The following is a 19,822-nucleotide window of genomic DNA, read 5'->3' as shown; positions in this document are numbered from 1 at the left end:
CTCTGACGGTGGGGGTTTTCTTTTGGATTTTGCAGTACATCACTGCCAACAATAACATGGAGTCAACAATGCCCAGACCAGCGATAATCATTAACGAATTTGATGCCGAGCGTATTGATCGCCTGCTGGAAAAACCGGCTTATGCCGCGCTGCCGGTGGCCGACGCGCTAAATGCCGAACTGGACCGTGCGCAGATGTGCCCACCAGAATCACTGCCAGATAACGTGGTCAGTATGAACAGTACCGTCAGATTCCGCGATCTGACCAACCGCGAGGAACACGTGCGAACGCTGGTTTTTCCGACGCAGATGACCGACAGCAGTACTCAGCTTTCTGTGCTGGCCCCGGTTGGCGCGGCATTATTGGGTCTTGAAGTTGGCAGCACCATTCACTGGGAACTTCCCGGCGGCACATCCACCCACCTGGAAGTACTGGAGCTTCTCTATCAGCCTGAAGCCGCCGGTGATTATCAGCGCTAACTTTCTGCCTTAAGCGTCATGCGCTTTTCAGAGGATGTTTATGCATCCTCTCTCCGTCTACAAAACTTTACCTCTTCGACGGCAATAGTCGACAATTCTGCGAACCTGTAAACATCATTGACGGGTAAAATATGCTTTGATATCAGTAATGATCACAAGGAGGAACAGATATGTACAACACGATTATTATGCCGGTTGATGTCTTTGAAATGGCGCTCAGCGACAAAGCTGTCAGTCATGCCGAATTTCTGGCGCAGCAAAAAGGGATTATTCATTTGCTGCACGTGCTCCCTGGTTCTGCGAGTCTGACTATGGAACGCTTTGCCTCCGATTTGCGCCGCTTCGAAGATCATTTGCGGCAGGAAGCTGAAACCCGATTAAAAACCATGGTCGAACATTTCAGCATCGATCCTTCGCGTATTAAGATCCATGTCCGCGCCGGTAGCGTGCGTGACGCGGTAAACGAGCTGGCTAAAGAGTTAACTGCCGATATCGTCGTGATTGGTTCACGCAGTCCCTCAATGGCAACCCATCTGCTGGGCTCTAATGCTTCAAGCGTTATCCGTCATACCAATCTTCCCGTGCTGGTGGTGCGTTAGTGCCGACAGACATGCTTTTACCAGCATAAAAAAGGGCCACCGAAGGTGGCCCACTCACATTGCAGGTCTTGAATTATGCAATTTTCGTGCGGATCAGATAATCGAACGCGCTGAGAGACGCTTTTGCCCCTTCGCCGGTCGCAATGATAATTTGCTTGTACGGGACGGTAGTACAGTCACCAGCGGCGAACACGCCTTTAACACTGGTTTCACACTTCGCATCAATCATGATTTCACCCATCCGGTTACGCTCAATCGCGCCTTCCAGCCAGGTGGTATTCGGCAGCAGGCCGATCTGGACGAAAATCCCGGCCAGCGCGACGTGATGAACATCGCCGCTCACCCGATCACGGTATTCCAGCCCGGTCAGCTTAGCCCCGTCGCCTTTTACTTCGGTCGTTTGCGCATTGAGAATAATATCAACGTTGCTCAGGCTACGGACTTTATCCTGCAAAACCTGGTCGGCTTTCATCTCAGGTGCAAATTCCAGCAGCGTGACGTGCTCAACAATACCCGCAAGGTCGATAGCTGCTTCGACGCCGGAGTTACCGCCGCCGATGACCGCAACACGCTTACCTTTAAACAGCGGGCCGTCACAGTGCGGGCAATAGGTTACACCCTTAGTACGATACTGATCTTCACCCGGCACGTTCATGTTGCGCCATTTGGCACCGGTCGCAATGATCACGCTGCGCGCCTTCAGAACAGCACCTGAAGCTGTTTCAATCTGATGTAAACCGCCTTCCTGCGCCGCAGGAACCAGACGTGAGGCACTCTGGGTATCAATAACGTCAACAGCATAGTCGTTAACGTGCGCCTTCAGTGCGCCCGCCAGTTTTTGACCTTCGGTTTTCGGCACGGCGATATAGTTTTCGATATCCACGGTATCCAGTACCTGCCCCCCGAAGCGCTCCCCCATCAGACCGGTACGAATACCTTTACGGGCAGAATAGACTGCCGCCGCCGCGCCTGCCGGACCCGATCCAACAATCAGCACGTCATACGCATCGCGCTGATTCAGTTCGTCGGCAGCACGCTTTTCAGCACCGCTGTCCACTTTCGCGACGATTTCAGCCAGCGTCATACGGCCCTGACCAAACTCTTTGCCGTTAACAAATACTGCCGGAACGCCCATCACATTACGATCGGTGATTTCATTCTGGAACGTTCCGCCATCAATTGCGGTGTGCTTAACGCGCGGATTCAGCACCGCCATCAGGTTCAGCGCCTGCACGACATCCGGGCAGTTATGGCATGAAAGGGAATAATACGTTTCGAATTCAAAATCGCCGTCCAGATCGCGGATCTGCTCCAGTAGCGCCTGTGCTTCTTTCGACGGATGTCCGCCGGTCCACAACAGGGCCAGTACCAGCGAAGTAAACTCGTGGCCCAGCGGCGATCCGGCAAAGCGCGGACCATGGCTGGAGCCAGGGTTAGTAATTAAAAATGAAGGTTTACGCACCGCCAGAGAATTGTCTTCTTTATAAGAGACGTTATCTGACAGGGTCGAAATTTCAGCCAGCAATTCCTTGATTTCTGCCGATTTAGCGCTGTCATCCAGCGTGGCAATCAACTCAACAGGTTTAGTCAGCTTCTCAAGATAGGCTTTGAGCTGGGTTTTCATATTAGTGTCGAGCATACTATCTCCTGGGCTAAAAACATCATCATGCAAACGGCCTTAAGCACGCTGCCTGAATACGGTTTGCATTATGATGCTGGGAAAAAACGGGTGCGGAACACCCGCTTTGCGTGCTGGCAGCCAACGCGGCCGTAGCGCGAAAGACGCCAGCAATTCACTCAGTAATTCACACGTATTTCGCGTTACAGCAAGGCGGCAAGCTTATGAATCCCCGGAGCTTACATAAGTAAGTGACCGGGGTGATTAAGCGCAGCCAACGCCGCTGTGGCGCGAAAGACGCCGTGAATTTTAGATTTTGCCGACCAGGTCAAGCGACGGAGCCAGAGTAGCTTCGCCTTCTTTCCATTTAGCCGGGCATACTTCGCCTGGGTGGGAAGCCACGTACTGTGCAGCTTTAATTTTGCGCAGCAGGTCTGATGCGTCACGGCCGATACCTTCAGCAGTTACTTCAACGGCCTGGATGATGCCCTGCGGATCAACGATGAAAGTACCACGGTCAGCCAGACCTTCATCTTCGCGCAGCACTTCAAAGTTACGTGCCAGTGCAGCAGTCGGGTCGCCGATCATCGCATATTTGATTTTAGCGATAGTTTCTGAGCTGCTGTGCCATGCTTTGTGAGTGAAGTGGGTATCAGTAGAAACAGAGTAAACGTCCACGCCCAGTTTCTGCAGTTCTTCATGGTGATCCGCTACGTCGCCCAGTTCGGTCGGGCAAACGAAGGTGAAGTCAGCCGGATAGAAGAAAAATACGCTCCAGCGGCCTTCAGTATCTTTTTCGGTAACTTCGATGAACTCACCGTTTTTGAACGCCTGGTTTTTAAAAGGTTTGATTTTAGTGTTAATCAAGGACATCTATACTTCCTCCGTGTTTTCGTTGAGATGTAAGTTAACGAATTTTTTGTGATTCGGCTAATGCGTTTCCATTATCAAATCAATAAGCGTTAGCTAACAACTACTCAATAACAACTTTTGATGCTGAACGTTGAAGGCGATTGGGCAGCCCGACGCCAGAGACAATGTTATTAAAATGTAAAAATATTCCGACAGAGCCAGAATGTACGTAGAATTACATCACCCTGCAATTGAAAGGGCAATCACCATTTGAGAGGCTGTGCCTATGGCTCTGATAGAGTATGCCATTTGACGCAAAAAAAGCCTTAACAGTTTTTCCCTACGCTACTGTAGCTCGTAAAGATGTAAGCGAGACTCTTTTTCATTAATTAAACGAATAATTAATTTATCAGCATTAAGTACGGATTAATCTCAACCAAAAAAACGAATTGATATAAGAAATGTAAACAAACGTTGTTATGCATGTCACTTTCACAAATCGTGTGGTTAAGCCATAATTTTTATGATATCTTTATTCAAAGTCAAGTCGTTAGCAGATTTAATGCATACACGGTTTGTGAATAAATAAAATAAAACTATCTTTATCATTTAAATAAAATCCACTTTCAGACTGTGATCCATAAGGCTGGTCTATGGCTAATCTCTACGATCTTAAAAAATTCGATCTCAACTTACTGGTTATTTTTGAATGTATCTATCAACATTTGAGTATCAGCAAGGCCGCAGCTACCCTTTATATTACGCCTTCAGCCGTTAGTCAGTCGCTACAGCGTTTACGCATTCAACTCGACGACCCCCTGTTTATTCGTTCAGGAAAAGGTATTACGCCTACCACAGTTGGCGTTAATCTGCACTTGCACCTTGAACAGAATCTTAACCAGATTGAACAAACCATTAACATTACGCACGGATCTTCATTGCGTAAAAAATTTGTTATTTACTGCCCGCAACTGCTGCTTAACTCAGGGCTGCTTGAGCCAATTCTACTTTTACTGCAAAGCAGCCAATTTGAAATCGAACATCACGATCTGCTGATGTCGCCTGAGACGGCCGAAGATTTACTGGCCTACCGCAAAGCCGATCTTATCATTTCAGTGGCACCGACAAATAACCGTTCCATTTGTTGCGCACTCTATAGGACGTTCCCGGTGGTAACCGTTTGCCGACAAGCGCATCCCAGGCTTGGCGATAGCTGTACTATAGAAGAACTGTTACAGGAAGACTTTACGTTCCTCGATAATAAAGATTCAGGCTTGCACCATCTTCAGTCCGAAATAGAAAATCAGTTGCCGGGGCGCAAAATAGCATTTCGCAGCGATTCATTTGTTAGCATAATAAATATAGTCAGCTCATCCGATCTGGTAGGGATAATGACAGAGGGAATTTTTTCGGCATTTAAACACTCTTTCAATCTGAAAAAACTAACCTTGCCTGTCGAATTAGCGCCCTTTAATGCCTATTTAATGTACAACCGCTCCTCGCTTAATAACGAAGTCTTTGCCAATTTTATTAATAAAATAACACCGAGATAACATCCATCAAAAAATATCATTCATCTGATAAATACAAACAAATTAATTTACTCACTTTAAAATATGCGTGATAATTACTCCTCGCGAGCGCAGGGGTTTGAATAAGCCCTGTTTATCTCTTTACGCTTTCTAACCTTCAAATAAGGTTGAAAAATGTCTCTGTACAAAATTCCACTGGTCCAGAATGTTCTGGATGCCAGCCGGGAGCGTATCCGATGGACGCTGCACAACTTTCCTCGTATATGCGTTTCTTTTTCAGGCGGTAAAGATTCCACACTCATGTTTCACCTCACTGCCCGGCTTGCACGCGAATCAGGTATCAAGATTAGCGTCCTGTTTATTGACTGGGAGGCACAGTTCTCCAGCACTATTAAGCATTGTGAACACTTACGCGATTATTACAGCGATATCATTGATGAATTCTACTGGGTCGCTCTGCCTTTAACGACGCAAAATGCCCTGTCGCAATTTACCCCCGAATGGCAGTGCTGGCAGCCGGGGACAAGCTGGGTCAGACAACCGCCTGATTATGCCATTACGTCACACAGCTTTTTTCCTTTCTATAAGGCGGGAATGACGTTCGAAACATTCGTTCAGGAATTTGCCGAATGGTTCTCGCAAAAACGTCCGGCCGCGGTGATGGTGGGCATTCGCGCTGATGAATCTTATAACCGCTTCCTCAGTATCGCCTCACGACGTAAACAGCGTTTTTCAGATGATAAACCGTGGACCACGCTTGCGCCCGGCGCGCACGCCTGGTATGTCTACCCTCTGTATGACTGGAAAACGGCCGATATCTGGACATGGTTTGCCAAAAGCCAGCAGCCGTATAACCCGCTCTATAACCTGATGTATCAGGCAGGCGTACCACCACGCTATATGCGGATTTGCGAGCCTTTTGGCCCGGAACAACGTCAGGGATTATGGTTGTATCACGTACTGGAGCCGGAGCGCTGGGGGCTGATGTGTCAGCGCGTAAGCGGGGTTCACAGCGGAGGGATGTATGCCGGGCAGGACAGCAAATTTTACGGCCATCGTCAGTTAATGAAGCCTGAGCACCATACGTGGCAAAGTTACGCCCTGTTTTTACTCGACAGTATGCCGCCAAAAACAGCTGAGCATTACCGCAACAAAATTGCGGTTTATTTACACTGGTACACGCAAAAAGGAATGTCCGAAATTCCGGATACCCAGGCTGGTGATATTGGCTCGAAGGATATCCCTTCCTGGCGGCGAATATGCAAAGTATTACTTAATAATGATTACTGGTGCCGGATGCTCTCATTTAGCCCTAATAAACCAGGACACTATAAGCGCTATAACGAACGTATAAAAAATAAACGTAAGGAGTGGAACATCTTATGCAACAAAGAATAATGCTGGTGCTTGCTGGCTATCTTGAAACGTTACCAGAAGCTGAACGTATAGAAGCAATCAATAATTTTCGTCGCCTGCTGCACGATTTCAGTCCGTTTAATGAGAACCCCGTTGATTGCGTATTATGGGTAAAAAACGAGGCGCTTGTGCCTAATAACTATAATCCTAATAATGTTGCGCCCCCTGAAAACAAGCTCCTTCTGCGCTCGCTTGAGGTTGATGGCTTTACTCAACCTATTGTCGTTTCCGAAAATTTTCCGGATGGCTATGAAATCGTCGACGGTTTCCATCGCCAGCAGCTGGCGCAAAATAAAAATTCACTGGCACGTAAGCTAAAAGGGTATATACCCGTTGCCTTGCTGAAAGAACATGATGAAAAACGCTCGTCTCATATGGCATCAACCATTCGCCATAATCGCGCCCGCGGACGACATCAAATTAACGCCATGGCGGAAATTGTCCGCGAGCTGGCGCATCTGGGTTGGGAAGATAGCCAAATAGGCAAGGAGCTGGGGATGGATGCTGACGAAGTACTGCGCCTGAAACAGGTAAACGGTCTTCTTGAACTGTTTAAAGACCGTCAGTACTCCGAAAGCTGGACCGTTAAATAACTACAGTTTGCAAAGCCGTTCGGCGGCAGCAAGCAATGTCGATTCCTGTTTTGCAAAACAGAGACGAATCAGCTTATGCGGAAAGGGATCGGCGCAAAAAACGGACAGCGGTATTGCGGCAACACCCACTTCAGCAGTGAGCCATCGGCAAAAACTAACATCATCGAGGCTGGAAATCGCGCTGTAATCAGCCAGCAGGAAATAGGTTCCCTCACAGGGCAGAATCTCAAGGCGGCTCGCGCCCAGCGCGGTAATAAAGAGATCGCGCCGCTGTTGATAAAACGCAGGTAGCTCACGATAGTGCTCCGGCTCGGCGCGCAGCATATCCGCCAGCGCCAGTTGTGCAGGCGTGTTCACCGAGAACGTTAAATACTGATGCACTTTACGCAGTTCAGCGCTTATCTCTGCCGGAGCAACACAGTAGCCTACTTTCCAGCCGGTCATATGATAGGTTTTACCAAAGGACGAGACGGCAATCGCACGCTCACGCAAATCGGAATGCGCCAGCACGCTGGCATGGCCGTCCTGTGCAAAGCAAATATGCTCATAGACTTCATCACTCAGCACATAAATTTCACGCGCGTGAATGGCCTGCCATAGCGCATCAAAATCGGCTTTATGCCAGACGGTAGCGGAAGGATTATGCGGCGTATTCAGGATCACCAGACGGGTGCGGTCGCTGAGCAATCCGGCGAATGCCTGCCAGTCTACGCCAAAATGGGGAGGCTGAAGCGCCACACGTTTTACTACCCCACCGGACAGTTCAATCGCTGGCGCATAGCTGTCATAGCTCGGGTCAAAACAAATCACTTCGTCGCCTTCACGCACCAGCGCCGTGATGGCCGCATACAGCGCCTCGGTCGCACCGGCCGTGACGGTAATATCACTATTAACATCCGGCCGATAGCCATAACGTTCTGCGGTTTTATCAGCAATCGCCTCACGCAGCGCCTGAGTACCGGTCATCGGTGCGTATTGATTAGCGCCCTGTGAAACGTGCCAGGCCAGCCGCTCCTGAAGATAACGTGGACCGTCAAAATCCGGAAAACCCTGCGACAGATTAATCGCCTGATGCTGCTGCGCCAGCGCGCTCATCTGGCTGAAAATAGTGGTCCCGAGATTCGGTAATTTACTGGTGGGGATCGGTGAACTGATGCTCATTCTTTTATCCGCTCATTTAAAACTGTTAGCGCCACTATAACATGACGCCAACATTTGGCAATCAAGACGTTTAGACGTCTATTGATGCAAAGTGAAGATGCCTTCCGCAACGGCCTGCGGCGTGACGACGCCGGTATCCAGCACCCAGCCGCTGATCAGTGCGGCTGGCGTAACGTCAAAAGCCGGGTTATACACTGGCGCATCGTGCGGTGCCCATTGAACCGCGCCAAAGCTGCCCGCGGCTCCCGTCACTTCGCTGCCCGCACGCTGCTCAATAGGGATAGCATCTCCCTCAGGACAGCCACGATCAAGGGTGGTATACGGTGCGGCGACATAAAACGGAATCGCGTGGAATTTTGCCAGCACTGCCAGAGAATAGGTGCCGATTTTATTGGCCACGTCGCCGTTGGCAGCAATACGATCGGCACCCACCCAGACTGCGTCAACCTGACCTTTCGCCATCAGACTGGCGGCCATGGAGTCGGTAATCAGTTGATAAGGAATTCCTGACTCGCCCAGCTCCCACGCGGTAAGTCGTCCTCCCTGGAGCAGCGGGCGAGTTTCATCGACCCAGACGCTGGCCACTTTTCCCTGCTGGTACGCATGCGTAATAACCCCCAGCGCGGTCCCCACGCCCGCGGTTGCCAGACCGCCCGTATTGCAGTGGGTAAGCAGCCGACTGCCCGGCATAACCAGCGCGCTTCCCGCCTCAGCAATACGTGCACAAAGCTGTTTATCCTCAATAATAAGGCGTTCAGCCTCACTCACCAGGGCCGGAATAAAATCAGCCTGCGCCAGCGCCAGTTTCATGCGATCAAGATTATTCATCAGATTGACCGCCGTTGGACGCGAGGCGCGCAGCGTTTCCATGGCAGAAAGCAATTCATCGCGCCCGGCGCCGTTCTCCGCCAGCAAGGCCAGGAGCAGGCTGGCGGAGAGACCAATTAGCGGCGCGCCGCGGACGCGAAGCGCATGAATATGGCTGACCAGGGCATCTACGCTGTCAGCGGCCAGCCAGATTTTCTTCTGCGGTAACGCCTGCTGATCGAGGATAAAAAGCTGGTTCTGGCTTATCCGCAGGCTGGTTGTCTGTAGTGTCTGCATCTCGTTAAATCTCTGTTGCGTTGATGTATCACATTGTGTCAGGATGATTTCCAGATGTATAGACGTCTGAATGGCTTTAAATCAAAAGAATGAAGGAGTGAGGCAATGTCGCAGTATCAAACGTTCACCGCCCAGGATGCCGTGGCCTATGCGCAAAAATTTGGCGGTCTGGCAGATCCTGCCGTGCTGGTCGGGGCGCAGGAGGTGGGCGACGGCAACCTCAATCTGGTGTTTAAGATTTTTGATCAACAGGGTATTAGTCGCATCATCGTGAAACAGGCGCTGCCTTATGTTCGCTGCGTCGGTGAATCCTGGCCGCTTACTCTCGACCGTGCCCGGCTTGAAGCCCAGACCCTGCGTGAACATTATCAGTATTGTCCGCAGCATACGGTGAATATTCTTCACTTTGATCCTGCTCTGGCGGTCATGGTGATGGAAGATCTCTCCAGTCATCGCATCTGGCGCGGTGAGTTGATCAAAGGCGTGCATTATCCGCAGGCGTCCTGCCAGCTGGGCGAATACCTGGCACAAACACTGTTTCATACCAGCGACTTCTGGCTCCATCCTCAGCAGAAAAAGCGCCAGGTGGCGAATTTTAGTAATCCGGAAATGTGTGAGATCACTGAGGATTTGTTTTTTACCGATCCTTATCAACGTCACGAACGAAATAGCTATCCACCTGCGCTGGAGCAGGAGGCTGCGGCTCTGCGCGACGATCCACAATTGCACGTTGCCGTCGCCGCCCTGAAGCATCGTTTTCTCTCTCATGCTGAAGCACTGCTGCACGGGGACATTCATAGCGGCTCTGTTTTTGTTACCGAAGATAGCCTGAAAGCCATTGATGCCGAATTTGGTTTTTTTGGTCCTGTCGGTTTTGATGTCGGCACCGCCATTGGCAACTTGCTGCTTAATTTTTGTGGCGTACCGGGACACCTCGGTATTCGGGACGCTGCTGCTGCCCGCGAGCAGCGTCTGTCTGACATCCGCGATCTGTGGAATACTTTCGCTGAACGCTTTCAGGCACTGGCCGTTGAAAAAACGCAGGATCGGGCACTGGCGTGTCCGGGCTATGTGTCGCAGTTTCTGCAAAACGTCTGGCACGATGCAGTAGGGTTTTGCGGAACAGAACTGATTCGCCGCAGCGTGGGGCTTTCTCACGTTGCGGATCTGGATACCATTGCCGATGATGAAATGCGCCATGCCTGCCTGCGCCATGCCATTAGCCTGGGAAAAGCGCTGATTTTGCTGGCCGACAGAATTGAAAACGTTGACGCGTTTATTGCGCGGGTCCGGCAGTATAGCTAACCCCACTTCCCCCTGCCCTCTCCCTCAGGGAGAGGGTTAGAGTGGTTTATCCGCGATACTCAATCACCGACAACCCGCCATTGTAATCCGTGCTGTAAATGATCCCCTGCGCGTCCACAAACACATCGCAGGACTGAATAATCTGCGGTCTGCCTGGTCGTGTATCCATCATTTTCTGTGGCGCAGCAGGCACTAACGCACCGGTTTCGACCGGACGGTACGGATCTGAAATATCATACGCGCGTACGCCTGCATTCTGGTACGTGGCGAAAATCAGCGTTGAGCTGACAAAACTCCCCGGCCGATTTTCATGCAGGTTATGTGGCCCAAAGTGCGCCCCTTTCGCCACATAATCGACTTCATTCGGCTGCGGGAAGGTTGAAATACTCACCGGGTTCGACGGCTCACGAATATCAAATAGCCAGATAAGCTTTTCACCATCTTGCTGGTTGTCGAGCACGGCTTCGTCCAGCACCACCAGCAGATCGCGATCCGGCAACGGCAGCGCCGTATGGGTACCGCCGCCAAACGGGGGGCTCCAGTTGCGGTGGCTAATTAGCTTCGGCTGGGTTCTGTCTTTTACATCCAGCAGCGTTAAGCCACCGTCCCGCCAGCTGCCATAGGCGGTATCGCCAGCGATAATAGCGTGATGTAACGCATACCGTTTTCCCTCTGGCCACGCGGGCTGTTCACCTGCCGCCTGATTCATCCCCGGTAGCCACCAGCGTCCGGCGACTTCCGGTTTACGCGGATCGGCAAGATCGATGGTCAGGAAGATGTAGTCAGTAAACCCGTCGATCAGCGCGGAAACATATGCCCAGCGGCCACCGACATACCAGATGCGGTGAATACCGATCCCGTCGAGGGAGAGGAAACCTATCTCACGCGGTTTATCCGGCACGGAAATATCGAATACCCGCATTCCTGCGCTCCAGCCTTTGTCCTGGATATCGCCGACGGTTTCGCCCACCTGACGGGTGTAGTACACCTTTTCATCGGCAAAACGGGCATCAGCGAACAGATCGCGGGCATTGATCACCAGCAGTAGATCGTCATGCGCCTGAAGGTGCACATTCCAGGTACCCGGTGGCGCAGGAACATAGCCTACCGCTTCGGGGTTTTTCGGGTCACGCACGTCAACAATTGAAAAACCTTGCGACACCATATGCCCGATGTAAGCAAAACCGCGATGTACCATCAGTTGCACGCCGTCCGGACGACCGCCCTGGTCGCTATGGCCAATCAGCCGCATATTGCGGCTGTATTCGGGCACAGGCAGCGTACTCATTTATTTTTTGCTTCAAGGGTCGCAAACCACGGCGCGATAAAATCTTCTGTCTGGCCCCAGCCCGGAATAATTTTACCCAGCCCGGCCACGTTCACTGCGCCCGGCTGACTGGCCAGCAGCGCCTGAGGGATGGCGGCAGCTTTGAAATCGTAGGCCGCAGGCGTCGGTTCTCCGGCAATCTTATTGGCGATTAAACGCACGTTGGTGGCCCCAATCAGCTTAGGATCGACCGCCACGCTTACTTTCCACGGGCTGCCGGATTCACGCATCAACTGAAGATCCTGATTAGAGATGTCGATACTATAAAGTTTGATTTCAGTACGGCCGTTCTCTTTTAGCGCTTTATACGCGCCCTGACTAAACGCATCCCAGGTACCCCAGATGGCATCAATTTGCCCTTTCGGGTACTTCGCCAGCACCGCGCCAACTTTGTTCGCCGTATCACCCTGCACGTCAGAAGAGACGGCACCAATTGACTCCAGCTCTTTAATTCCCGGATTCTGCTTGAGCAGCGCTTTATAGGCGGCCTGACGGCGTTCCATTGGCGGGAAGCCCGCCACCCACAGCTTAATGATATTGGCCTTGCCGTTGAAATCCTTAACCAGCTCGCCGAAGGAGAGATCGGTCAGCGAGGCATCATCCTGCTGAGTGACCGTCACGCCCGGGATCTCGCCGGTGACTGCGGTATCAAACACAGAAACCTTGATCCCGGCTTCGACCGCTTTTTTTACCAGCGCCGTCGAGTACGGATCGCGTCCCTGAGACAGGATAATACCGTCATATTTCTGGCTGATGGCCTGATTAACAAAATCCTGGAATTTAGCGTCGTCGCCGTTGCTCAGGAACGTGCTGACCTTAAAGCCAAGCTTTTTACCTTCGAGGACCGCCCCGGAGACAAACTGCGTGGTGTTATCATCGGACCCAAGATTGCGGATCACCGCAATACGTACCGGTCCCTGATGATCGGCAATCGCGGCCGGGATCGGTGCTGGCGTAGCGGAATACCCTGGCAGCGCGCTCAGAAGTCCCAGCGTCAGCAGTGAAAGCGTTATCTTTTTCATGTCTCTTTTCCCCTGAAAAGTTAGCGTCGCTGGAAATAGGTCAATGCAAGAGCGCCGGCCAGCACCAGCCCCTTAATAATGTCCATGGCGTAATACGGTACCGAAAGCATCACCAGACCGTTGGAAAGCACGCCAAGGATCACCGCGCCCACCAGCGTTCCCAGCGCATTTGGCTTACCCGAGCCGGCCAGTGAAAAACCTATCCAGGCGGCAGCCACGGCATCCATCAAATAGCCCCCGCCGGCATTGACCTGCGATGAGCCGATCCTTGAAGCCAGCAGAATGCCGCCAAGTCCGGCCAGTAAAGAAGCAATAAGGTAGGCTGCCACTTTGTAACGGGTGGTGCGGATGCCTGAAAGACGTGCGGCTTCGGTATTGCCGCCAATGGCATACATCCGTCGTCCATGGGTAGTCAGCGACAGACCAAGCTGTGCCAGCACCGTCACCACCAGCATAATGATGACAATTGTCGGCACCTGCCCGAGCAGGCTAAAGGCGGCGGGGATCGTCCCCTCGGCCATTTCGCCGTCCGGCAGCACCATGTTTTCGGTGATCGACCCACCGTAGCTGTAGGTCATCGCCACGCCCTGGATCACAAACAGACTGGCGAGGGTGGCAAGCATGTCGGGAATACGCAGCACAACGATCAGAAAAGCGTTAAACAGCCCTACCAGCAGGCAGAGTGCCAGGGTTAAGAGGATCGCGCCGGTGGTGCCAAAGCCGTGCCAGACAAACAGCGAGATCACCAGCGAATTCGCCAGCGAGGCGGTGGAGCCGACCGAAAGATCGAACCCGCCGACGGTCAGCGAAATGGATACGCCAATTGCAATCACCGTAACAATGGCGATTGAGCGCAGGATGTTGATAATATTGAACGGGTCGAGGAAGTTGTCCGACGCCAGACCAAAAATGGCGATCAGCGCGACGACCGTCAGCAGCACCCCCCATTTAAAAAGAAAATCGAAAAATTGCCGACGGGATAAAACCGCCGCTGTTGCTGAAAGGGCTTTGCTCACGCCGCCGTTCCTCCGGTCGAATAATAAAGTAAGGTCTCTTCCCGGGCGGCTTCGCCCGCGATTTCTGCCACAATGCGCCCATCCCAGAGCACGCAAATTCGGTCGCACAAGCCGACAAGTTCATTAAACTCGCCGGACGCGTAAATAATGCCCCGCCCTTCACGCGCCAGCCCGTCGATCAGTTGAAAGAGATCCGTTTTCGCCTTGACGTCGACGCCCTTGGTTGGCTCGTCGAAAATCAGCACGCTGGCATCGCTTCGCAGCCATTTGCCGATCGCCACTTTCTGCTGGTTGCCGCCGGATAAACGCCGCAACGTCTGTCCGGGTCCGGTGGTTCTGACGCCGACCCGGGCAATGGTTTCCTGCGCCCAGCGCCATGCCTGTCGATGTCCAAAAAGACTCCAGCGTGAAAAGCTGTCATCGGCGCTGACCGCCAGATTCATGGCAATCGTTTCCTCAACGAAAATGCCCTCTTTACGCCGTTCTTCCGGCACCAGTGCCAGACCGCGGGCGACAGAGTCTGCGGGATCGCGTGGATGCCACGGCTGACCGTTTAACTCCCCGCGTTGACTGCGGCTTTTAGTTGCCCCGAACAGCGCCTTACACAGCTCCGTTTTTCCCGCCCCTGCCAGCCCGGCAATGCCGAGAATTTCGCCTTTGCGCAGGCGCAGGGAGATATCTTTCAACAGCGTAGAATCGTGCAGGCCGTCAATCGCTAACAGATTCTCTTCGCCGCACGCTGGACGGCGCGGCGGATAGATATCACGTAGTTCATGACCGAGCATTTTCTCAACGATCGCCTCGCTGCTCAGGGAGGCCATTGGCCCGCTCTCAACCAGCTTGCCATCGCGCAGCACGGTCAGGGTGTCGCAAATGGCCTTCAGTTCGTGGATGCGGTGGGAAATAAATACCACCGCGATACCCTGCTGCTGCAGACGGCGAACCACGCTAAACAGACGCTCGCTCTCGTGACGATCCAGCGGCGCGGTTGGCTCATCAAGGATCAAAAATCGGCAGTGGTGAGACAGCGCCCGCGCCAGCAGAATTTGCTGTTTCTCTGCAAGCGTGCAGCGGTCAATTCCGCGGCGCACGTCGAGGGTGATATCAAGCTGGGCTAACGCCGCGCGCGCCTGGCGTCGAATCTCACCCCAGCGATAGCCGTGACCAGGCTCCGCCAGCGCGTCCAGCATGATGTTTTCGGCAATACTTAATCCGGGAACCAGCGCCACATCAACTTCTTGCTGGACCAGATGTATACCCAGTCGTTTGGCATCCAGCGGCGAGCGGATACTGACGACGGCGTTATTGATGACAATCTCGCCCTCATAGTGATCCCAGGTGCCTGACAATACCGCCATCAATGTCGATTTCCCCGCGCCATTGGCCCCGGTTAACGCGTGCACCGATCCGCCGTTCAGGCTGAAATTGACCTGATTAAGGGCTTTCACGCCGGCAAAGGCTAATCCGATCCCGCGCATTTCAAGGCGACTGGCTTCCATCGGCGGTGGCTCCTTATTATTAATGTTTTGATTTAGCGTATATTTCCTGCGATCGCCTTGACTGGCAACGACAGAAAAGGCATAACATAAAACAAAATATTATTAGCCATCCGGATGTCCAGACATAACATCAGGTTAGCGATCACGCAAAAGGACAACACACCATGAGCAATACTGATATTCGCGTCGTTCCCGGCCCGGCCAACTATTACGCCCACAGCGGCAGCCTCGCGCGGCTGAGCGATTTCTATCGTGATGAGCAGCTGTCACGAGCAATATGGGTTTATGGCGAGCGGGCGATTGCCGGTGCACGACCTTATCTGCCGGAAGCCTTCAACGCGCCGGGGGCAAAACACGTTCTGTTTCGCGGGCACTGTAGTGAAAAAGAGGTGGATCGGCTGGCACACATCGCCGGAGATGACCGGGCAGTAGTGATTGGCGTCGGCGGCGGCGCGCTGCTGGATACGGCCAAAGCGCTGGCTCGTCGGCTCGGCCTGCCGTTTGTCGCCATCCCGACCATTGCCGCTACTTGTGCGGCCTGGACACCGCTTTCGGTGTGGTACAACGATGCCGGACAGGCGCTGCACTTTGAAATTTTTGCTGATGCCAACTTTCTGGTGCTGGTGGAGCCGCACATTATCCTTAATGCCCCGGCGGAATACCTGCTGGCGGGCATCGGTGACACGCTGGCAAAGTGGTATGAAGCCGTGGTACTGGCACCGCAGCCGGAAAATCTGCCCCTGACGGTGCGTCTCGGCATTAATAGTGCGCTGGCGATCCGCGACGTGTTGCTGGCGCAAAGTGAGCAGGCGCTGGCCGATCGGCAGCGCGGTGAACTGACGCAGCCATTTTGTGATGTGGTAGAAGCGATTATTGCCGGCGGCGGCATGGTAGGCGGATTAGGCGAGCGCTACACCCGCGTAGCGGCGGCGCACTCGGTGCATAACGGGTTGACGGTATTGCCGCAGACGGAGAAATTCCTCCACGGGACAAAAGTCGCTTACGGTATTCTGGTACAAAGCGCCCTGCTCGGTCAGGACGATGTGCTGGCGCAGCTTAACGCGGCTTACCAGCGATTTCAGTTACCCACTCGCCTGGCCGAACTGGACGTCGATATTAACGATCATGATGCGCTGGATCGGGTGATTGCGCATACCCTGCGCCCGGTAGAGTCCATTCACTATCTGCCGGTCACGCTGACCCCGGCAACACTGCGTGCTGCTATCGAAAAAGTAGAGTATTTCGGCGGCTAACTGCGCTCAGACGGCGTAGTTAACAGCACTTTACGCCGCCTTTCGCGCCGTAACGCGCATCCTGACGCTCACGAAAAAACGCTTCGTAGGTCATCGGGGTTTGATCGGGATGGGTGGCGCGAATGTGCGCAACATAATTGTCGTAATCCGGTACGCCAATCATCATTTTCGCCGCCTGCCCCAGATACTTTCCTGCTTTAGAAAGGGTATCAAACATAGCTACTCCATAAAACGTCATCCCTCCCCTGGGATGAGGGAGGGATAGTCAGAGGACGATCAGTGCGCCCCTTTCGAGCGCGCTACAATCTGATCGAGGTTGTCCGGCATCGGCTGATACGGCGTTTCTTTCGTCGTCACGCCATTCTGCCTCAACGCTGCCAGCGCCGTTTTGACAGAGAACAGCGCCAGTACCACCACCACGACCATAAAGAAGATAGTCAGGCCCGCGTCCAGGCGGTTATTAAATACCAGCTGTGCCAGCTGGGATTGCGTATATTGCGGTGGAATGGTGCCGCTGTCGATAATCGCCTGGAACTTATTGGCGATAGCAAGGAAGCCAATTTTTGCATCCGGGCTGAACGCTTTCTGCCATCCGGCAGTGAGGGTACAGATTAGCAACCACGACGTTGGCACCAGCGCCACCCAGGCATAGCGCTGGCGTTTCATCTTGAACAGCACCACGGCGCACAGCATCAGCGCCATGCCCGCCAGCATCTGGTTAGCAATACCAAACAGCGGCCAGAGGGTATTAATCCCGCCCAGCGGATCGACCACTCCCTGATGGAGGAAGTATCCCCACGCCAGCACGCACAGCGCCGTCGCCAGCAGGTTAGCGGGTAATGAGTCGGTACGTTTAAGGCCCGGCGCCATCACCCCCAGCAGATCCTGTAACATAAACCGTGCCGCACGCGTTCCCGCATCCACCGCCGTCAGAATAAATAGCGCTTCAAACAGAATAGCAAAGTGATACCAGAAAGAGACGTCCATCAATCCGCCCAGCGCGCCGTGCAGGATATAAGCCATCCCCACAGCCAGCGTCGGTGCGCCACCCGCCCGCGAAATAATGGACTGCTCCCCCACCTCGCTGGCGATATGCGATAATGTCTCCGGCGTAATACTAAAGCCCCAGCTGCTGACCACCTGCGCCGCAGACGCCACAACATCCACAGTGCCGGCCGGGGCCAGCACCGCCATTGGGCTGTTCATGGCAAAGTACACGCCCGGGTCGATAATACAGGCCGACACCAGCGCCATAATTGCCACGAAGGATTCCATTAACATGCCGCCATAGCCAATAAAGCAGGCCTGATTTTCATTTGCCAGCATCTTTGGCGTTGTCCCGGAGGCGATCAGCGCATGGAAGCCTGATACCGCCCCGCAGGCAATGGTAATAAACAGGAACGGAAACAGATTACCGGTCCAGACCGGGCCGGTGCCGTCAATAAATTTGGTCATCGCCGGCATGGTCAGCGTCGGACGCATAATTAAAATGCCGACCGCCAGACCAATAATGGTGCCTATTTTCAGGAAAGTTGACAGATAGTCGCGCGGGGCCAGCAGCAGCCAGACCGGCAGCACAGCCGCCACAAATCCGTACCCTACCAGCATCCAGGTTAACTGAACCCCGGTGAAGTCGAAGTACGGTGCCCAGGTTTCGCTTTCTGCTACCCAACCGCCGGAGATAATAGCGAAGATCAGAAAGAAGAGACCAATTACCGATACTTCACCAATTCGTCCCGGGCGCAAATAACGGATATAAATCCCCATAAACAGCGCCAGCGGAATGGTAAAGGCCACGGTGTAGGTGCCCCACGGGCTGTGGGTCAGCGCCTTGACGACAATCATCGCCAGCACCGCCAGGATGATCACCATAATCATAAAACAGGCCACCAGCGCGATAATTCCTGCCGTTGCGCCCATCTCTTCTTTCACCAGTTCACCCAGCGAACGTCCGTCGCGGCGCGTGGACACGAACAGCACCATAAAGTCCTGTACCGCCCCTGCCAGCACTACCCCGGCCAGGATCCAAATCATCCCCGGCAGGTAGCCCATTTGCGCGGCCAGAACCGGGCCGACCAGCGGACCTGCCCCGGCGATTGCCGCAAAGTGGTGTCCGAATAGCACTTTCTTATCGGTAGGCACATAATCCAGCCCGTCGTTATGACGTACCGCTGGCGTCATGCGCGTGGGATCGACTGCCAGTACCTTTCTGGCAATGTAAAGGCCGTAAAAACGGTATGCGATCAGATAAACGCACACGGACGCGACCACAATCCATAATGCGTTAATCTGCTCTCCGCGGTGAAGAGCGATAAAGCCCAGCGCAAATGCTCCAACGACCGCAAGCAATGCCCATATGATGTATTTCCCTGAATTATTCATAGTTGTGTTCCTGGCCTGAGTCAGAGAGATGTTACATTTTGTTTCTAGAGCATTGGGCGGGATTTAACAACTAAGAAACGTTGCAGATCGGATATTGAACCGTTTATTTACATCACAGTGTTAAGGGGATCACTTTAGAACGGTAACGGTATGAAACTAATACAGGCTTTTGTGGCTGTGGCTCCCCTTACCCCGGCCCTCAGGGAGAGGGTGGGGGTGAGGGTGGCCTGCTCCGCAACACCGCTCTGGCTTATCCCAGCACGGCCGTACTCAGGCGGCAGGTACAGCAGCGCCTGCCCTGCTCGTCGAACACCACGATTTCCCAGCTTTGATTCTGACGCCCCAGATGCAGCGGCTGACAAACCCCGCGTACTTTTCCCTGAGACACGGCCCGGTGATGGGACGCATTCAATTCCGTCCCCACCACACACTGGCCGTCGCGGGTCATCAGATAACCGGCCATCGATCCCAGTGTCTCAGCCAGCGCCGCCGAAGCCCCACCGTGCAACAGGCCAAACGGCTGATGGGTGCGGGCGTCAACAGGCATTTCCGCTTCCAGCGTATCATCGCCCAGTCGGGTATAGACAATGCCCAGATGCGCCACCATCGTATTCTGGCTGGTGGCGTTCAGCCCATCCAGCGTTAAAGAACGTTTCCAGATCAC

The 19,822-nt window shown here is 53.3% G+C and carries 18 protein-coding genes; 7 read left to right on the top strand and 11 right to left on the bottom strand.

Annotated elements, in window-relative coordinates:
• The first annotated feature begins 68 nt into the window (after positions 1–68).
• Both rnk and uspG read left to right on the top strand, forming a co-directional pair.
• On the top strand, positions 69–479 hold the full coding sequence (gene rnk, locus AC791_RS08220) for a nucleoside diphosphate kinase regulator (RefSeq protein ID WP_049839986.1): 411 nt from the start codon (positions 69–71) through the stop codon (positions 477–479).
• 170 nt (positions 480–649) lie between these two features.
• The gene (gene uspG / locus AC791_RS08215) at positions 650–1,078 is read left to right on the top strand and encodes a universal stress protein UspG (RefSeq protein WP_049839985.1); all 429 of its coding nucleotides are present in this window, start codon (positions 650–652) and stop codon (positions 1,076–1,078) included.
• 73 nt (positions 1,079–1,151) lie between these two features.
• On the opposite strand, the gene ahpF is transcribed toward uspG, so the two are convergent.
• Positions 1,152–2,717 (bottom strand): alkyl hydroperoxide reductase subunit F, encoded by a 1,566-nt coding sequence (gene ahpF, locus AC791_RS08210; protein WP_049839984.1) that lies wholly within the window; start codon positions 2,715–2,717, stop codon positions 1,152–1,154.
• 288 nt (positions 2,718–3,005) lie between these two features.
• Complete coding sequence (ahpC, locus tag AC791_RS08205) at positions 3,006–3,569, bottom strand: alkyl hydroperoxide reductase subunit C (protein WP_049839983.1); 564 nt, start codon at positions 3,567–3,569, stop codon at positions 3,006–3,008.
• Positions 3,570–4,201: 632 nt separating this feature from the next.
• Between ahpC and citR the strand changes: the two genes are divergently transcribed.
• The 3 genes from citR to AC791_RS08190 all read left to right on the top strand — a co-directional run bounded on the left by citR (position 4,202) and on the right by AC791_RS08190 (position 7,089).
• A complete protein-coding gene (citR, locus tag AC791_RS08200) occupies positions 4,202–5,101 on the top strand; it encodes a DNA-binding transcriptional repressor CitR (protein WP_049839982.1) in 900 nt (299 codons plus the stop codon).
• 153 nt (positions 5,102–5,254) lie between these two features.
• The gene (locus tag AC791_RS08195; RefSeq protein ID WP_049839981.1) at positions 5,255–6,478 is read left to right on the top strand and encodes a phosphoadenosine phosphosulfate reductase; all 1,224 of its coding nucleotides are present in this window, start codon (positions 5,255–5,257) and stop codon (positions 6,476–6,478) included.
• The gene (locus tag AC791_RS08190; protein ID WP_049839980.1) at positions 6,463–7,089 is read left to right on the top strand and encodes a ParB N-terminal domain-containing protein; all 627 of its coding nucleotides are present in this window, start codon (positions 6,463–6,465) and stop codon (positions 7,087–7,089) included. The genes AC791_RS08195 and AC791_RS08190 overlap by 16 nt, the downstream gene beginning before the upstream one ends.
• Here AC791_RS08190 and AC791_RS08185 read toward each other — a convergent pair whose 3' ends face one another.
• Together AC791_RS08185 and mtnA are read right to left on the bottom strand one after the other, a co-directional pair.
• Positions 7,090–8,250 (bottom strand): pyridoxal phosphate-dependent aminotransferase, encoded by a 1,161-nt coding sequence (locus tag AC791_RS08185; RefSeq protein WP_049839979.1) that lies wholly within the window; start codon positions 8,248–8,250, stop codon positions 7,090–7,092.
• 78 nt (positions 8,251–8,328) lie between these two features.
• Positions 8,329–9,354 (bottom strand): S-methyl-5-thioribose-1-phosphate isomerase, encoded by a 1,026-nt coding sequence (gene mtnA / locus AC791_RS08180; RefSeq protein ID WP_049839978.1) that lies wholly within the window; start codon positions 9,352–9,354, stop codon positions 8,329–8,331.
• Between the two features lie 105 nt (positions 9,355–9,459).
• Between mtnA and mtnK the strand changes: the two genes are divergently transcribed.
• On the top strand, positions 9,460–10,659 hold the full coding sequence (mtnK, locus tag AC791_RS08175) for an S-methyl-5-thioribose kinase (RefSeq protein ID WP_049839977.1): 1,200 nt from the start codon (positions 9,460–9,462) through the stop codon (positions 10,657–10,659).
• Positions 10,660–10,705: 46 nt separating this feature from the next.
• Here mtnK and AC791_RS08170 read toward each other — a convergent pair whose 3' ends face one another.
• From AC791_RS08170 to AC791_RS08155, 4 genes are read right to left on the bottom strand one after another with little or no spacing between them, the layout of a single operon-like run.
• Entirely contained in the window at positions 10,706–11,947 is a 1,242-nt protein-coding gene (locus AC791_RS08170) for an LVIVD repeat-containing protein (protein WP_049839976.1), read from the bottom strand.
• Positions 11,944–13,008: a sugar ABC transporter substrate-binding protein gene (locus tag AC791_RS08165; protein ID WP_049839975.1), complete on the bottom strand. Its 1,065-nt coding sequence runs from the start codon at positions 13,006–13,008 to the stop codon at positions 11,944–11,946. Before AC791_RS08165 ends, AC791_RS08170 begins: the two co-directional genes overlap by 4 nt.
• A gap of 20 nt (positions 13,009–13,028) precedes the next feature.
• Positions 13,029–14,024, bottom strand: coding sequence for an ABC transporter permease (locus AC791_RS08160; RefSeq protein WP_049839974.1), 996 nt, complete (start codon positions 14,022–14,024; stop codon positions 13,029–13,031).
• A complete protein-coding gene (locus AC791_RS08155) occupies positions 14,021–15,523 on the bottom strand; it encodes a sugar ABC transporter ATP-binding protein (protein WP_049839973.1) in 1,503 nt (500 codons plus the stop codon). The genes AC791_RS08160 and AC791_RS08155 overlap by 4 nt, the downstream gene beginning before the upstream one ends.
• A gap of 164 nt (positions 15,524–15,687) precedes the next feature.
• On the opposite strand from AC791_RS08155, the gene AC791_RS08150 reads away from it, so the two are divergent.
• Positions 15,688–16,776 (top strand): oxidoreductase, encoded by a 1,089-nt coding sequence (locus AC791_RS08150; protein ID WP_049839972.1) that lies wholly within the window; start codon positions 15,688–15,690, stop codon positions 16,774–16,776.
• Positions 16,777–16,795: 19 nt separating this feature from the next.
• Here AC791_RS08150 and AC791_RS08145 read toward each other — a convergent pair whose 3' ends face one another.
• The 3 genes from AC791_RS08145 to entH all read right to left on the bottom strand — a co-directional run bounded on the left by AC791_RS08145 (position 16,796) and on the right by entH (position 19,822).
• Complete coding sequence (locus AC791_RS08145) at positions 16,796–16,993, bottom strand: YbdD/YjiX family protein (protein ID WP_049839971.1); 198 nt, start codon at positions 16,991–16,993, stop codon at positions 16,796–16,798.
• 59 nt (positions 16,994–17,052) lie between these two features.
• Complete coding sequence (gene cstA / locus AC791_RS08140) at positions 17,053–19,158, bottom strand: pyruvate/proton symporter CstA (protein ID WP_049839970.1); 2,106 nt, start codon at positions 19,156–19,158, stop codon at positions 17,053–17,055.
• A 250-nt stretch (positions 19,159–19,408) separates the two neighbouring features.
• Positions 19,409–19,822: a proofreading thioesterase EntH gene (gene entH, locus AC791_RS08135; RefSeq protein ID WP_049839969.1), complete on the bottom strand. Its 414-nt coding sequence runs from the start codon at positions 19,820–19,822 to the stop codon at positions 19,409–19,411.

Source organism: Klebsiella sp. RIT-PI-d (assembly GCF_001187865.1).
Taxonomy (GTDB): Bacteria; Pseudomonadota; Gammaproteobacteria; order Enterobacterales; family Enterobacteriaceae; genus Superficieibacter.
This window is presented reverse-complemented; position numbering and strand designations above follow the sequence as displayed.

Coding starts and splice junctions, on each gene's coding strand:
- AC791_RS08185 (WP_049839979.1), bottom strand. CDS start 8,250: ATGAGCATCAGTTCACCGATCCCCACCAGTAAATTACCGAATCTCGGG.
- ahpC (WP_049839983.1), bottom strand. CDS start 3,569: ATGTCCTTGATTAACACTAAAATCAAACCTTTTAAAAACCAGGCGTTC.
- mtnA (WP_049839978.1), bottom strand. CDS start 9,354: ATGCAGACACTACAGACAACCAGCCTGCGGATAAGCCAGAACCAGCTT.
- AC791_RS08190 (WP_049839980.1), top strand. CDS start 6,463: ATGCAACAAAGAATAATGCTGGTGCTTGCTGGCTATCTTGAAACGTTA.
- mtnK (WP_049839977.1), top strand. CDS start 9,460: ATGTCGCAGTATCAAACGTTCACCGCCCAGGATGCCGTGGCCTATGCG.
- citR (WP_049839982.1), top strand. CDS start 4,202: ATGGCTAATCTCTACGATCTTAAAAAATTCGATCTCAACTTACTGGTT.
- uspG (WP_049839985.1), top strand. CDS start 650: ATGTACAACACGATTATTATGCCGGTTGATGTCTTTGAAATGGCGCTC.
- AC791_RS08165 (WP_049839975.1), bottom strand. CDS start 13,008: ATGAAAAAGATAACGCTTTCACTGCTGACGCTGGGACTTCTGAGCGCG.
- AC791_RS08150 (WP_049839972.1), top strand. CDS start 15,688: ATGAGCAATACTGATATTCGCGTCGTTCCCGGCCCGGCCAACTATTAC.
- rnk (WP_049839986.1), top strand. CDS start 69: ATGCCCAGACCAGCGATAATCATTAACGAATTTGATGCCGAGCGTATT.
- AC791_RS08195 (WP_049839981.1), top strand. CDS start 5,255: ATGTCTCTGTACAAAATTCCACTGGTCCAGAATGTTCTGGATGCCAGC.
- AC791_RS08145 (WP_049839971.1), bottom strand. CDS start 16,993: ATGTTTGATACCCTTTCTAAAGCAGGAAAGTATCTGGGGCAGGCGGCG.
- cstA (WP_049839970.1), bottom strand. CDS start 19,158: ATGAATAATTCAGGGAAATACATCATATGGGCATTGCTTGCGGTCGTT.
- ahpF (WP_049839984.1), bottom strand. CDS start 2,717: ATGCTCGACACTAATATGAAAACCCAGCTCAAAGCCTATCTTGAGAAG.
- AC791_RS08170 (WP_049839976.1), bottom strand. CDS start 11,947: ATGAGTACGCTGCCTGTGCCCGAATACAGCCGCAATATGCGGCTGATT.
- AC791_RS08155 (WP_049839973.1), bottom strand. CDS start 15,523: ATGGAAGCCAGTCGCCTTGAAATGCGCGGGATCGGATTAGCCTTTGCC.